General features: G+C 61.9%; 14 protein-coding genes. 8 read left to right on the top strand and 6 right to left on the bottom strand.

What is annotated here, in order from left to right; all coding sequences use genetic code 11:
* Positions 1–30 precede the first annotated feature (30 nt).
* Positions 31–813, top strand: a complete 783-nt coding sequence (gene cobF, locus AAGQ88_RS16180; RefSeq protein WP_342652936.1) for a precorrin-6A synthase (deacetylating) — start codon at positions 31–33, stop codon at positions 811–813.
* 90 nt (positions 814–903) lie between these two features.
* Positions 904–1,164, top strand: a complete 261-nt coding sequence (locus tag AAGQ88_RS16175; RefSeq protein ID WP_342652935.1) for a DUF1652 domain-containing protein — start codon at positions 904–906, stop codon at positions 1,162–1,164.
* A 27-nt stretch (positions 1,165–1,191) separates the two neighbouring features.
* Here the strand turns inward: AAGQ88_RS16175 and AAGQ88_RS16170 are convergent, their stop codons facing one another.
* Positions 1,192–2,361 carry a PAS domain-containing sensor histidine kinase gene (locus tag AAGQ88_RS16170; RefSeq protein WP_342652934.1) on the bottom strand — a complete coding sequence of 390 codons (1,170 nt, stop codon included), beginning with the start codon at positions 2,359–2,361 and terminating at the stop codon, positions 1,192–1,194.
* On the bottom strand, positions 2,351–3,166 hold the full coding sequence (locus AAGQ88_RS16165) for an alpha/beta hydrolase (protein WP_342652933.1): 816 nt from the start codon (positions 3,164–3,166) through the stop codon (positions 2,351–2,353). The genes AAGQ88_RS16170 and AAGQ88_RS16165 overlap by 11 nt, the downstream gene beginning before the upstream one ends.
* 279 nt (positions 3,167–3,445) lie before the next feature.
* Here AAGQ88_RS16165 and AAGQ88_RS16160 point away from each other — a divergent pair, with 279 nt between their 5' ends.
* The 3 genes from AAGQ88_RS16160 (at position 3,446) to AAGQ88_RS16150 (ending at position 8,070) form a co-directional block, all read left to right on the top strand.
* The gene (locus AAGQ88_RS16160; RefSeq protein WP_342652932.1) at positions 3,446–4,303 is read left to right on the top strand and encodes an SDR family oxidoreductase; all 858 of its coding nucleotides are present in this window, start codon (positions 3,446–3,448) and stop codon (positions 4,301–4,303) included.
* Between the two features lie 271 nt (positions 4,304–4,574).
* A complete protein-coding gene (locus AAGQ88_RS16155) occupies positions 4,575–5,675 on the top strand; it encodes a catalase family protein (RefSeq protein ID WP_342652931.1) in 1,101 nt (366 codons plus the stop codon).
* A 43-nt stretch (positions 5,676–5,718) separates the two neighbouring features.
* Positions 5,719–8,070 (top strand): FdhF/YdeP family oxidoreductase, encoded by a 2,352-nt coding sequence (locus AAGQ88_RS16150; protein WP_342652930.1) that lies wholly within the window; start codon positions 5,719–5,721, stop codon positions 8,068–8,070.
* Positions 8,071–8,112: 42 nt separating this feature from the next.
* Here AAGQ88_RS16150 and AAGQ88_RS16145 read toward each other — a convergent pair whose 3' ends face one another.
* The 3 genes from AAGQ88_RS16145 to AAGQ88_RS16135 all read right to left on the bottom strand — a co-directional run bounded on the left by AAGQ88_RS16145 (position 8,113) and on the right by AAGQ88_RS16135 (position 10,081).
* Positions 8,113–8,775, bottom strand: coding sequence for a glutathione S-transferase family protein (locus AAGQ88_RS16145; protein WP_342652929.1), 663 nt, complete (start codon positions 8,773–8,775; stop codon positions 8,113–8,115).
* Positions 8,776–8,846: 71 nt separating this feature from the next.
* Entirely contained in the window at positions 8,847–9,593 is a 747-nt protein-coding gene (locus AAGQ88_RS16140) for a glucose 1-dehydrogenase (protein WP_342652928.1), read from the bottom strand.
* Positions 9,594–9,655: 62 nt separating this feature from the next.
* Positions 9,656–10,081: an Rrf2 family transcriptional regulator gene (locus AAGQ88_RS16135; protein ID WP_342652927.1), complete on the bottom strand. Its 426-nt coding sequence runs from the start codon at positions 10,079–10,081 to the stop codon at positions 9,656–9,658.
* A gap of 200 nt (positions 10,082–10,281) precedes the next feature.
* On the opposite strand from AAGQ88_RS16135, the gene AAGQ88_RS16130 reads away from it, so the two are divergent.
* The gene (locus tag AAGQ88_RS16130; protein ID WP_342652926.1) at positions 10,282–10,569 is read left to right on the top strand and encodes a DUF6388 family protein; all 288 of its coding nucleotides are present in this window, start codon (positions 10,282–10,284) and stop codon (positions 10,567–10,569) included.
* On the opposite strand, the gene AAGQ88_RS16125 is transcribed toward AAGQ88_RS16130, so the two are convergent.
* Positions 10,564–11,463, bottom strand: coding sequence for a LysR family transcriptional regulator (locus tag AAGQ88_RS16125; protein WP_342652925.1), 900 nt, complete (start codon positions 11,461–11,463; stop codon positions 10,564–10,566). The two genes, AAGQ88_RS16130 and AAGQ88_RS16125, sit on opposite strands and share 6 nt — an antisense overlap.
* Before the next feature lie 112 nt (positions 11,464–11,575).
* Here AAGQ88_RS16125 and AAGQ88_RS16120 point away from each other — a divergent pair, with 112 nt between their 5' ends.
* Positions 11,576–12,304 (top strand): SDR family oxidoreductase, encoded by a 729-nt coding sequence (locus AAGQ88_RS16120; RefSeq protein WP_342652924.1) that lies wholly within the window; start codon positions 11,576–11,578, stop codon positions 12,302–12,304.
* A gap of 304 nt (positions 12,305–12,608) precedes the next feature.
* Positions 12,609–13,568 carry a sugar ABC transporter substrate-binding protein gene (locus AAGQ88_RS16115; protein ID WP_285424866.1) on the top strand — a complete coding sequence of 320 codons (960 nt, stop codon included), beginning with the start codon at positions 12,609–12,611 and terminating at the stop codon, positions 13,566–13,568.
* The last annotated feature ends 16 nt before the right edge of the window (positions 13,569–13,584 follow it).

Genomic DNA, 13,584 nt, shown 5'->3' with positions numbered 1-13,584 from the left:
TGACACCCATCTCACGGGGCGGACCCGCTCATGAAACAGATTCTCGTCATCGGCATCGGCGCCGGAAATCCGGAACACCTCACCCTTGAGGCGGTGAACGCGCTGAACCGCGTCGACGTGTTCTTCTTCATGGACAAAGGCCCCGACAAAGGATCGCTGAATCGCCTGCGCCGTGACCTATGCGAGCGTTACATCACTCACCGACGTTATCGCGTGGTCGAGGCGGTGAATGCGGAGCGCCATCGCGAGAGGAGCGATTACCGGGCGGCCGTCGACGCGCTCAATGCCGACAAGCAGCGGACTTTCGAGCGGCTGATCGCCGATGAGCTGGAGGAGGGCCAGTGCGGAGCGCTGCTGGTGTGGGGCGACCCGTCGCTGTACGACAGCACCCTGCGGATTCTCGACGCGATCATCAAAAGCGGTCGGCAGCCGCTCGAATACCGGGTCATTCCCGGCATCACCAGCGTCCAGGCACTGGCGGCGCAGCATAAGGTGACGCTGAACAGCATCGGCGGGTCGATCGCCATTACCACCGGGCGGCGTCTGGCTGAAGGTTTTCCGAAGGATGTCGACAGCGTGGTGGTCATGCTCGACGCCGGCAACGCTTACCACACACTGCTCGATCAGAACCTCGATATCTTCTGGGGCGCGTACGTCGGAACGCCCGAGGAGATCCTCATCGCGGGGCGCCTCAAGGATGTCGCCGACCAGATCGATCGGGTTCGCGCCCAAGCCCGCCAGGCCAATGGCTGGATCATGGACACCTATCTGCTCAAGCGGGTCGTCGAATCAGAGGAGGACGAGGGTGACTAACCGGTCACCATTCGTCCCTTGCCGGTGAAATTCGTGGAATTGATCACGCAACGCGGAATCGACAGAACATAAATCAATAAGGATGTTGCCATGATCTCTGCCCTTGAACTTTGCCATATCGTCGAATCCGGCTTTCTGCCTGCCAAATGCAAATGCACCATCGACGCGAACGATCAGATGATGATTCAGATCTTCGACCGCGATCGTGGTCATGCAGATTTGCTGGCGTCTGGCATTCCCACCAGCACGCTGGGTTCCAGCCGCGCCATCGCCACGCTTATTGCGTCCCTCAAAGACGAGTTGAGGCTGCATCCGGTCGGTCGCAATGTGGTGACTCAAAAGCAGGCTTAGTGGTCACAGCGCCGGGCTGAAAGGCCATCAGCGCGCGGGGAAACTCACGCAGAAGGTGGTGCCGTCAGTGTCACTGGACTGCGCGCTGACGTCCCCGCCATGGGCCCTGGCGATTTCTTTGACGATGAACAGGCCCAGGCCGACGCTGCGTACGTCGTCATCGCGCTCGCTGCCTCGGGTCATCGGCTCGAACAGGCTGGCCATCGACACGGGCGAGATGCTCGCGCCACGGTTGTGCACCGACACCGAAGCCACGCCATCCTCTACCCGTGAAGCGATCACCACTGGCTGGTCCAGATCGCCATAGGCCACGCTGTTGGCGATCAGATTACCAACGATCTGTGTGATCCGATCCGCATCGAAATCCGCGTCGCCCATGCCTTGGCAATGGTGCACAAGGCTGGCTTGAGGGAAGGCCACGCGCAGTTCGTTCACGCTGTTGCCGATCACCTGATGCAGGTCCAGCGGCCGTTGCTGAATGCCGATGCCATGGCCGACCCTGACCAGCGCGAAGTCGAGCAGGTCGGCAATCATGCGCTGGGCGCGCTCGGAGGACTGGCTGATATGCCCCAGCAAGCGGACCCCGCGGGCGTCACGCTCACCTCGCGCGAGCAGATCGGCGGCCATTTTTATCGCGGTCAGCGGGTTCTTCAGGTCATGGCTGGCAATGGCGACCATCTGTTCTGCAAACAATGCCCTGCGCTGCGATTGCTCGTAGGCGACGCTCAATTCCACCTTGGCCTGCTGCAACGCCGCTTCGGCGGCCGTCTTCTCCCACAGCAATTCTTCAGCGCGCTTGCGCGCGGCGATCAGCTCGCGCTCGAATTGATCGCGGTCGGCCGTGACGAACAGCGCCAGCTCATGAAACACGCTGCCAGCATGTTCGCGCCTGACGCCGTTAAGCAGCATGGTGACGGTATGGCCCAGCTGATGCAGCAGCTCGAGCTTGACCTCGGCGACCGAACCCTGCATCTGCATCAGCGGGGCCCAGTGTGTCTGGTGAAAAATCTTGCCACCCATGGTCAGCAGACTTTGAAAACGACGCCCGTCGAGCGCTGCCGGGGTCATGCCGACCCAGCTGCAGAAGGTCTGGTTGGCGCGCAGAATGCGGCCGTCTGCGGCGGTCACGACCAGACCGCACGCGGCGCCGTCGAACAGGACGGCGGTGTCCGGCAGGGGCACCTGATCAGTCGACATGTTCGCCAGCCCACGGCTTCAGGAAACTGTCCATTGCCGCGGCGCAGGCAGCGGGTGCGCTCATGTGCGGGCAATGGCCGACGTTGGCGACCAGGCAGAGCGTGCTGTCCGTCAGCGTCCCGTGCAAGTATTCGCCGACCGCCACCGGCGCGATGAGGTCTTCGGTCGATTGCAGAATCAGCGTCGGCGTGTCGAGGCCGGCCACGTCGTCGCGGTTGTCCGACATGAACGTCACGCGGGCGAACTGCCGGGCGATGTCCGGTTCGGTGCGGCAGAAACTGTTGGTCAGCTCTTCGCTGAGCGCCGGTTGGCCGGGCGCGCCCATGATCACAGGCGCCATGGCGCTGGACCAGCCCAGGTAATTACTGTCCAGCGTGTCGAGCAGCGAATGGATGTCTTCGCGCCGGAAACCGCCGACGTAGTCGCCCGAATCGATGTAGCAGGGTGACGGCCCGACCATCACGTGTGCGGCGATACGGCCCGGACGCAAGCGATCGGCCAGCGCGGCGATCATGGCGCTGACCGAATGCGCGACGATGATGACCGGGCCCACGGCGTACTGGTCGATGATTTCGTTGAGGTCCTGGGCGTATCCGGCGAGCGAGTCGTACTTGTCTCGGTCATAGGCGCCCAGATCAGACTTTCCCGCGCCCACCAGGTCGTAGATCACCACTCGGAATCGTGAGGTGAAGTGCCCGTAGAGGTAGCCCCACATGCTCTGATCGCAACCAAAGCCGTGAGAAAAAATCAGCGTCGAGGGGCCCTGGCCGAGAACGTTGACGTTGTTGCGCTGCTGAAGATCCAAAACGATCTCTCCGGTGAGCCAGAGCCAGTCTGGCTGCGGTGGCGAAGATACTGCCGCCACGTGCTGCGAAGGGCAAGCCTGCACCGCGTTAATTGCCGCTATTTGTCGGCTGCGGACGCCTTCAGCCCGTGGAACAGCGGCGCATATTCGGCCCGACGCCGCGCACCGCCTATCCGTCGAACCGGACATTTCGTTGAACGACCGCCTCGTTCTTCCTGACACATACCGTGAGTGGACGAAATTCGTCTCTTCAACCCACGACGAGACAGGAAGAAAGACATGACCGATTATCCAAAACCGCCTTTTGCAGCTCAGCAGCAAACTGTGCCTGGCGATCAGAGCAAGATGGAGCCGTACCCGGATTGCGGTGAGAGCAGCTATAAGGGCTCGGGCAGGCTGGCCAACAAAATCGCGTTGATCACCGGCGCTGACAGTGGCATTGGCCGCGCCGTGGCCATTGCGTTCGCGCGGGAGGGTGCCGATGTCGCGATTTCCTACCTGGACGAGCACGAAGACGCCAAGGAAACCGCGCGCTGGGTGGAAGAGGCCGGGCGGCAATGCATCCTGCTGCCCGGTGATCTGGCGCAGAAGGAGCAGTGCTCGGCCATTGTCAGCGACACGGTCAACAAGTTCGGTCGCATTGACGTGCTGGTCAATAACGCGGCGTTCCAGATGACCCACAAGACCCTCGAGGAAATCTCCGACGAGGAGTGGGTGAAAACGTTTGATGTCAATGTCCACGCGATGTTCAGGATCTGCAAGGCGGCGCTCCCGCACATGAAGCCCGGCGGCTCGATCATCAACACCAGCTCGGTCAATTCGGACATGCCTAACGCCACGCTGGTGCCCTACGCGGCCACCAAGGGCGCGATTGCCAACTTCACGGCGGGTCTTGCGCAGATGGTGGCCGAGCGCGGCATTCGGGTGAACAGCGTTGCGCCCGGTCCGATCTGGACGCCGTTGATCGTGTCGACCATGCCGGATGATCAGGTCAAGGAATTCGGCAAACAGACGCCGCTCGGCAGACCGGGCCAACCCGTCGAAGTCGCGCCGATCTATGTGCTGCTGGCCTCTGACGAAGCCAGTTACATTTCCGGCTCGCGCTATGGCGTGACAGGCGGCAAACCGATTCTCTGAGCCCGGTTGCCGCAACAACGGCGATCACCCAGCCACCGGGTGATCGCCGTTTTCGTATCCAGTCGCATGCCGTGGGCGTTTCGCGGCGTACAGCATCCGTGGGGGCAGACCGCGTGGCGCCAAGCCGTCTGTCGTCGGATCCGGGCGGGCATTTGAACGACTGCGAAGTGCCAGCAGTCAGCTGAATGACACCACCGATCAGAGCGTTCAGCGCCGCAAAGTGGGTCCGACACCATCCGTGATGTGACATGCCCATGTGGAGATGCCCCCAATGAGTGACCTGCCCGTGCCTGGTACGGCTGTCGTGCCGCTGCGCTTTCAACCCTCATTCGAACAGATTCCCGATGACGAAGCCGAAACCAGCAGAGAGCTGGCCGAGACCCTTCACGGCATTCTGGAAACCACCTTCAAGGACGGCGGCCACGCCATTCGCAGCGTGCATGCCAAGGCCCATGGCCTGCTGCGCGGGCGCATCACCGTGCTTGGCGATCTGGCGCCGGAGCTGGCTCAGGGCGCGTTTGCCAAGCCTGTGACGATGCCCGTCGTCTTGCGTTTTTCCACCAATCCCGGCGACATCCTCGATGACAAGGTCTCGACCCCCAGAGGTCTGGCGATCAAGATCGTGGGCGTCGAAGGGCCCCGTTTGCCGGGCGCCGAGGGCGAGGTCACGCAGGATTTCGTGATGATCAATGCCAAGGCCTTCACGTCCGCGACGCCCAAGGCGTTTTTGAAATCGCTGAAACTGCTCGCGAAAACCACCGACAAGGCGCCTGGCCTGAAAAAGGCATTGTCGGCGTTGTTGCGGGGTGTGGAGTCGACCATCGAATCCATGGGCGGCGAGAGCGGCACGTTGAAAAGCCTGGGCGGCCACCCGCAGACCCACATTCTCGGCGAGTCGTTCTACAGCGTCGTGCCGTTTCTGTATGGCCCGTATTTCGCCAAACTGGCGGTGGTGCCGGTCTCGCCTGCACTGACCGCGCTGACCGATCAGCACGTGGATTTCGGGGATAACCCTGACGGCCTGCGTGCGGCGGTGCACGAGTATTTCCAGGCCCACGGCGGCACGTGGGAAGTGCGTGTCCAGCTCGCCACCGACCTTGAGAAAATGCCCATCGAAGATGCTTCGGTGGTCTGGCCCGAGGCGCTCAGCCCCTATGTGACCGTGGCGCGCATCGAGGTCGATCCGCAGCCCTCGTTCAGTGCGCAGAACGTACGTGATATCGATGAAGGCATGGCCTTCAGCCCCTGGCACGGCCTGGAGGCGCATCGTCCGTTGGGCGGTGTCATGCGTGTGCGCAAACCTTCTTACGAGATGTCCGCGGGGTTTCGCCAGACGCACAACGGTTGCCCCCTTCACGAGCCGCGTTCATGAGCCCGGCCGCGTTCGGCCGGCGTTATTCCGGTGAGGTCGTCTGATGCCGCTCATTCATCCAGCTGCCCGTTATCGGCCTTATGCCTCAGCCTCCGGGGGCTGGGGTTCGGCGTTCTCGGTGATGAACATCCTCTGGCGCGAACAGGCGTTGTTCAAGACACCGCTGGCGCTGGTCCGGCAGAACAAACCCAAAGGCTTCGCCTGCGTCAGCTGCGCCTGGGCCAAGCCCGGTAACCCCCATGCGCTGGAGTTCTGTGAGAACGGCGCCAAAGCCACGGCCTGGGAGCTGACCTCGCTGCGCACCGGGCCGGGCTTCTTCGAGCAGCATTCGCTCAGCGAATTACGCCAGTGGAGTGATTACGATCTGGAGCAGCATGGTCGCCTGACCCATCCGCTGCGCTACGACCCGGACACCGATCGCTATCGCACCACGAGCTGGGAGCAGGCCTGGGCCGAAATCGGCGAGCAGTTGCGCGCGCTGACGCCGGATGAAGTGGTGTTCTACGCGTCCGGGCGGGCCTCGCTGGAAGCGTCGTTCATGTACCAGTTGTTCGCTCGCGCCTACGGCACCAATAACCTGCCGGACAGTTCGAACATGTGCCACGAGAGCACCTCGGTGGGCCTGCAGGAGAGCATTGGCGTACCGGTGGGCACGGTCACGCTGGCCGATTTCGAGCACACCGACTGCATTTTTTTCTTCGGCCAGAACGTAGGCAGCAACAGCCCGCGCATGCTTCATCCATTGCAGGAGGCACGCAAGCGCCAGGTGCCGATCATCACCTTCAATCCGATTCGCGAACGCGGGCTGGAGCGCTTCGTCAACCCGCAGTCAGTGCGGGAAATGCTCGGGCCTGAGTCCACCGTCATCAGCACTCAGTACCACCAGGTCGCCATCGGCGGCGACACGGCGGCGATCACCGGCATGGCCAAGGCTCTGCTGGAAATGGAACGGACGGCGCTGGCCAACGGTCAAGCGTCGTTGCTCGATCATGGGTTCATCAACGAACACACCGATGGTTTCGCAGCGTTCGTCGCCGAGGTCGATCGCCACGGCTGGCCTGAACTCGAAGCGCGTTCGGGGCTCAGTCGTGGCGCGCTGGAAGCCGCCGCAACGGTGTACGCGCGGCACGAGCGGGTCATGGTCATCTACGGGATGGGCATGACCCAGCATCGACATGGCGTGGAGAACGTGCAGATGCTGGTCAATTTCCTGCTCATGCGCGGCAACATGGGCAAGACCGGTGCCGGGATCTGTCCGGTGCGCGGCCATTCCAACGTGCAGGGCCAACGCACGGTGGGCATCACGGAAGACCCGGCGAAAGTGCCGGTGGAAAAGATCGAATCGCTGTTCAACTTCAAGGTTCCGCAGCACAAGGGCCGAGCGACCGTGGACACCTGCGGGGGCATTCTGGACGGCAGCGTGAAAGGCTTCATCGGGCTGGGTGGCAATTTTCTGCGCGCCGTGCCTGATACCGATCGCATCGAGCCGGCCTGGTCGCAATTGACGCTGAATGTACAGGTCGCGACCAAGCTCAACCGCAGCCACCTGTTGCCCGGCCAACACGCCTGGCTGCTGCCATGTCTGGGGCGTATCGAGCAGGATGTGCAGGACGGCGTCACGCAGGTGTACAGCACCGAAGACAGCACCGGTTGCGTGCATGCCTGGCAGGGCAGAAGCGAACCGGCCGGCGAGCAGCTGCGTGCCGAAGTCGCGATCATCGCGGGAATCGCCCAGGCGACGCTGTCCGGCAGCGAGCGGATCCCATGGGAGGACTGGCGACGGGACTACGCGAAGATCCGGCTGGCGATCAGCCAGGTGTATCCCGAGATTTTCCATGACATGGAATCGCGCATGTGGGCGCCGGGAGGGTTTCACCGGCCGCTTCCCGTCAACCAGCGCCAATGGAAGACCGAAACGGGCAGGGCGCGGTTTATCTCGCCGCGCAGTCTGGACGAGGACGACGATGTCTCTCTGCGGGGCGCACGTGACGTGATTCAGTTGATGACCCTGCGCAGCAACGATCAATTCAACACGACCGTGTATGGCTATGACGACCGCTTCCGTGGCGTGCAGGGCACGCGCAGCGTGGTGTTCATGAACCGCAACGACATCGTGCGGCTGGGTTTTGCTGCAGGCGACTGGGTCACGTTGCGCACGGCGATAGAGCCCGAAGTCCGTCGCGAAGCGGGGCCCATGCAGATCATTGCCTATGACATTCCGCAAGGCTGTGCGGCGGCCTATTATCCCGAGTGCAATCCGCTGGTGCCGCTTTGGCACCATGCCGAGCGGAGCAAGGTGCCAGCGGCGAAATCGGTGCCCATCAGGCTGAGTCGCGCGCAACCCGATGCGCAGGCGCTCAAACGCGCGTTGCCCGAGTCCGATCAGGTGCGTTAGTGACGCTGCGATCGCCGGGCGAAGGACGCCCGGCGTCGCGGCTCATGTGCGCCAGTGCGGCGGGTAGGCAGCGTCATAACCGGGAATGGCGCGCAGGCGCGTCAGCCATGCCGCGATGGCGGGGAACGTGCCGTTTAGATCATCGAAACCCAGCGCCAGCGTGGTGGCTTCTTCCCGCTTGCCAATGCGTGCCAGCAACTCCAGATTCGGCAGTGCGGCGATATCTGCCGCGCTGACGGCGTCGCCCGCCAGATAATCCGTCTGCGCAAGCGCCGACTCCATCCACGCCAGTGAGCCGTGGGTGTTTATCGCCGCCTCACGAACCGCGTCAGGCGCGCTGCCAGCCTGTCCGCTGAAGATCGCCCGGGCGAGCCCGTCGATGCTGTCGCGGGTGTAGTTCACGAACTCGAAGATGCGTTGCCAGATCAGCCCGGTTTCTGCAGCGGTCGTGCCGAACAAGGGTGGAGTCGGGTGCTCGCGCTCGATGAACGCCATGATCGCGATGGACTCCTGAATCACCACGTCACCGCTCTTGAGCACCGGCACCTTGCCGCGCGGGTTCAGCGCCAGGAACGCTGGCGTCTTGTTTTCCTGCTTGCCGGAATCGAGACGTCTGGAGACGTACTCGACGCCTTTGAAGTCCATCGCAAGCTTGGCCCGCCACGCGTTCGGGCTGCCGCTGATCCAGTAGAATTCGTGTGCCATAAGTGTCCAGTCGAAAGAAAGGAAGTTGACGGGTCAGGCGGGGCTGCCTGGCCCGCACGGTTACGCAGACCTCAGCTCAGGCCGCCGGAGACTGTCAGGTGCTCGCCGGTGATCCAGCGCGAATCATCGGACGCCAGGAAGACCGCCACGTCGGCGATGTCATCGGGCTGACCGGCGCGTCCCAGCGGCGTCATGGCCACCAGGTTTTTCTCCATGTCCGATCCGGTGATGCCGCCGCTGTGAGTGCCTTCGGTTTCGGTATAGCCCGGTTTGATTGCATTGACCCGGATCTTTCTCGGCGCCAGTTCTTTGGCCAGTACCCCGCTGATGGCGTCCACTGCGCCTTTGGTGCCGCTGTAAATCGCCGTCGCCGGCGGCAGAAGCGTGGTGATGCTCGAACTGATGTTGATCACGCTCGCGCCATCGCTCAGATGCCTGGACGCCGCTTGTGTGACCAGCAACAGGCCCAGCACGTTGGTGTTGAACTGACGGTGGAACTCCTCTTCGGCGATCTCTTCGATAGCGCCAAAGGCATACACGCCGGAGTTATTGACCAGGATGTCCAGCCGGCCGAACTCATCAATGGCGGTCTGGGCGAACTTTTCGGCGTCAGCCGCTTTGGTGACGTCACCGCCCACCAACGCGGCGCGGCCACCGGCCTGCCTGATGGCGGCGACCACCTGTTCCGCCGCCGACTGGCTGCTGGCATACGTGACCACCACTGCGGCGCCTTCGGCGGCGAGTGCCTTGGCGATGGCTGCACCGATGCCTTTGGACGCGCCGGTGACGAGTGCTACTTTTCCTTCGAGCTTTGCCATGATCCACCTCGTTGAGCGTTGATTAATGTGTTTTCAAAAACAACAATTTAGCGCAAAAAAAATCACGTCACGTTTTCTACCGCATCGATCACGTCCGCCAGCGTCTGCTGCTTCAAACCCAACTCGAACGCGTCCTGCGCGCGTTGTAGCACGGCGCCCAGGCACCCTTTAATGTTCCTGCTGACATGACAGCCTTCGGTGACCGGGTAGCAATGCACCGTAAACGCTTTAGGCGCCTCACTCGCGTTGTAGATGTCGAGCAAGGTGATCTCTGCCGGCAGGCGGGCAAGCGTGCACGCGCCGGACTTGCCCCGTGTCGTACTCACCAGACCGGCCTTGGCCAGCTTGGAAATCACGCGGCGCACGAAACTGGGGTCAGCATTGATGCTGCCCGCAAGATCGCTTGACCGTATCGATTTGCCGTAAAGCACACCGAGGGAGGTCATCGCATGCAGCGCGACGGAGAACTGAACATTGGTCTGAGACATAATGTGACGGTAATTAGCATAATAAAGTCTGTCAACTCATTTCAGCCGCAGGCAATGAACAGCGGGGAAAAGTGAGAGACAAAGACGCCGATTTCTGGACGATGGCGGCGCTGTACTGGTATTTGCCGACGAACTGCACCTCACTTATGGCGAGCCCTGCCGATAATGGATCCAGATTGCCATTTTCAAGGAGTGACACCATGCCGTTCACGGATCACCGCGTAGCCAAGGCGCTCGAGATCTTCATCAATCGCAACGCCCAGCTGCAGCGGGAACTGGCCAGTCTCAGCCGTCATCCTGGCGGTCTGTTCGTCGAAGAGCGTCGCGTTCAGCATGCGCAATCGGCGTACCTGCGCGCCGTCGATGAGCAGGGCACCAATCCTTACGATTTCGCCCTGCGCTTCCTTGCCAAAACGCCAAAGGAGCTTGAAGCGATGCGTCAGGAACGCCGTCAGGAACTTCACGCCCTGCAGGCCACGGCGTCATAGACGAGCGTTTCTGTATTCCCGGACGTGGTCGATCAGCGCGCGCAGTTTCGGCGCCAGATTGTGGCGGTTGGGGTAATACAGGAAAAATCCGGGGAACGGTGCCAGGTAATCATCCAGCACCGTGACCAACTCGCCGCGCTCGATGTAGGGGCGGAAGGTGTCTTCGATGCCGAAGGTGATTCCGCCGCCCGCCAGCGCGGCGCGCACCATCAGCAGCATGTCGTTGGTGGTGATTTGCGGCGCTACGGCGACATCGAACGCGCGGCCTTGCTCACTGAACTCCCAGCGATACGGCGCAACCCCCGGGGCAGGGCGCCAGCCGATGCAGCGATGCGCGGTCAGGTCGCTGGGATGCACCGGCGTGCCATGGCGCGCCAGATAATCCGGCGTCGCAACCGCCACCTCACGCTGCTCATCGGTCACCGGCACGGCGATCATGTCTTGCTCGATCACCTCTCCCAGTCGCACGCCCGCATCGAAGCCGCGCTCGACGATATCGAATGCTTCATCGGTCACCGTGACATCCAGGGTCACGCCAGGGTACGCCTCCACGAAACCGGCGATCAGCGGGCCGTCCAGAAAACGTTCGGCAATCGAGGTCACGGCAATGCGCAGCAGACCTCTCGGCGGGCCCTTGATCGCCGCCGTGTCCAATGCGCCGGTCAGAGCGGCCAATGCCTGAGCGGTCTGTCGATACAGCTGTTCTCCGGCTTCGGTCAGCCGCACATTGCGCGTTGAGCGCTGGACGAGGGAGACGCCCAGCGTGTCCTCCAGCCTGCGAATGCCCTGACTGACGGCTGAACGGCTGACATCCAGACGGTCGGCGGCCGCACGAAAATTATGCAGCTGGGCCACGGCTTCGAATACTTTCAGCAGGTTGAGGTCGATGTCCATCGCAGGTCTCACTGGTAAGTCTTGCTAACCAATTCGGTCAGTTTCAAGGGTCTTATCGCGACAATGCCCCGCGGTTAACGTGTCAGTCAAATTCACTGCACGAGTACTGAACATGAGCATTGATAAAGTCATTCTGATCACCGGAGCGTCCAGCGGCATCGGCGAGGGCATTGCCCGCGAACTCGGCACGGCGGGCGCCACCCTGATGCTGGGTGCGCGCCGGACCGAGCGCTTGGAAGTCATCGCCGAACAGATCAACGCCGCTGGCGGAAACGCCCAGTGGCGCCGTCTGGACGTGACCGACCAGGCCGATGTGGCCGCGTTTGCCGACGCCGCGCGCGAGCGTTGGGGCCGCGTGGATGTGATCATCAACAACGCCGGGATCATGCCGCTGTCGCCCATGGCGTCGATGAAAACCGATGAGTGGAACAGCATGGTCGACGTGAACATAAAGGGTGTGCTGCACGGCATTGCCGCGGTGCTGCCCGAATTCGTCGAGCGCGGCGCCGGGCATGTGATCAACATCGCCTCGATCGGCGCGCTGGCCGTTTCACCCACAGCGGCCGTTTACTGTGCGACCAAGTTCGCCGTGCGGGCTATTTCCGATGGTCTGCGTCAGGAACGCCCGGACATCCGCGTCACGTGCATTCATCCGGGGGTGGTCGAGAGCGAATTGGCGTCGACCATTACCGATGCAACGGCAATCTCGGCCATGGCCAGTTACCGGGCCATCGCGTTGCAGCCGGACGCGATCGGACGTGCGGTGCGCTACGCCCTCGAGCAGCCGGAAGACGTCGACGTGAACGAAATCGTCGTACGCCCGACACGCGCGTCTCATTGATACCGGGTACACGCACACATTCACGATCACCAAGCCAATGCCTCTGGGGCGGGCAGGGCACAGGTCTGCAGAGCGTGGCCAACTGGCCACGCGCTGAGCGAAGCTTCAGGGACTGCACACTGTCGGCCGGGCCACAGTTATGTAGTACGTTTCTGAAAGTGCAACAAAACGTCGTGACCCAGTTGACAAACGTTGCAACGATTCTCATAGTTTCACTCACGCAAACGTTTGCGATTGGGTCGACTCTGGTCAGCTCGATGCGCATTCGCTGCCGATACAATAATCATAATGTCGGAGTGATTCCATGAAGCTGCCATTCGCTGCACGTCTTCTTGCTGTTGCCATGCTCACCGCTTCCGCTGTAACCCTGCCGCTCTCATCCGCCTATGCTGACGACGCGAAAAAGCCGACCGTCGCGCTGGTCATGAAATCGTTGGCCAACGAATTCTTCCTGACCATGGAAGACGGCGCCAAGGCCTATCAGAAAGACCATTCCGCTGATTTCGACCTGATCTCCAACGGCATCAAGAACGAGTCCGACACTGCCGCGCAGATCGACATCGTCAACCAGATGATCGTCAAGAAGGTCGATGCACTGGTCATCGCGCCCGCCGATTCCAAGGCGCTGGCATCGGTGATCAAGAAGGCGATGGACGCCGGCATCAAGGTCGTCAACATTGACAACCAGCTCGACGCCGACGTGCTCAAAAGCAAAAACATCGAAGTGCCGTTCGTAGGCCCGAACAACCGCAAGGGCGCGAAGTTGGTGGGCGATTACCTGGCCAAGCAGCTGACCGCGGGCGATCAGGTGGGCATCATCGAAGGCGTGCCGACCACCACCAATGCGCAGCAACGCACCGCCGGTTTCAAGGATGCGATGGACGCCGCGCAGATGAAGATCGTCTCCACGCAGTCGGGTAACTGGGAAATCGACAAGGGCAACGCGGTCGCCTCCGCCATGCTCAACGAATACCCGAACCTCAAAGCACTGCTGGCCGGTAATGACAGCATGGCGCTGGGTGCGGTCTCGGCCGTTCGCGCCGCCGGCAAGGCTGGCAAGGTGCAGGTCGTAGGCTACGACAACATCAACGCCATCAAACCGATGCTCAAGGATGGACGGGTGCTGGCAACGGCCGATCAGTTCGCTGCGCGTCAGGCGGTATTCGGCATCGATACGGCGCTGAAGATGATCAAGGGCGACAAGCTCGACATCAAGGACGGCGTGATCGAAACCCCGGTCGAACTGGTTACCAAGCCTCAGTAAGTCAGGCTGGCTTCAT

Origin of the sequence: Pseudomonas sp. F3-2, assembly GCF_038804275.1 — a bacterium.
Taxonomy (GTDB): domain Bacteria; phylum Pseudomonadota; class Gammaproteobacteria; order Pseudomonadales; family Pseudomonadaceae; genus Aquipseudomonas.
This window is presented reverse-complemented; position numbering and strand designations above follow the sequence as displayed.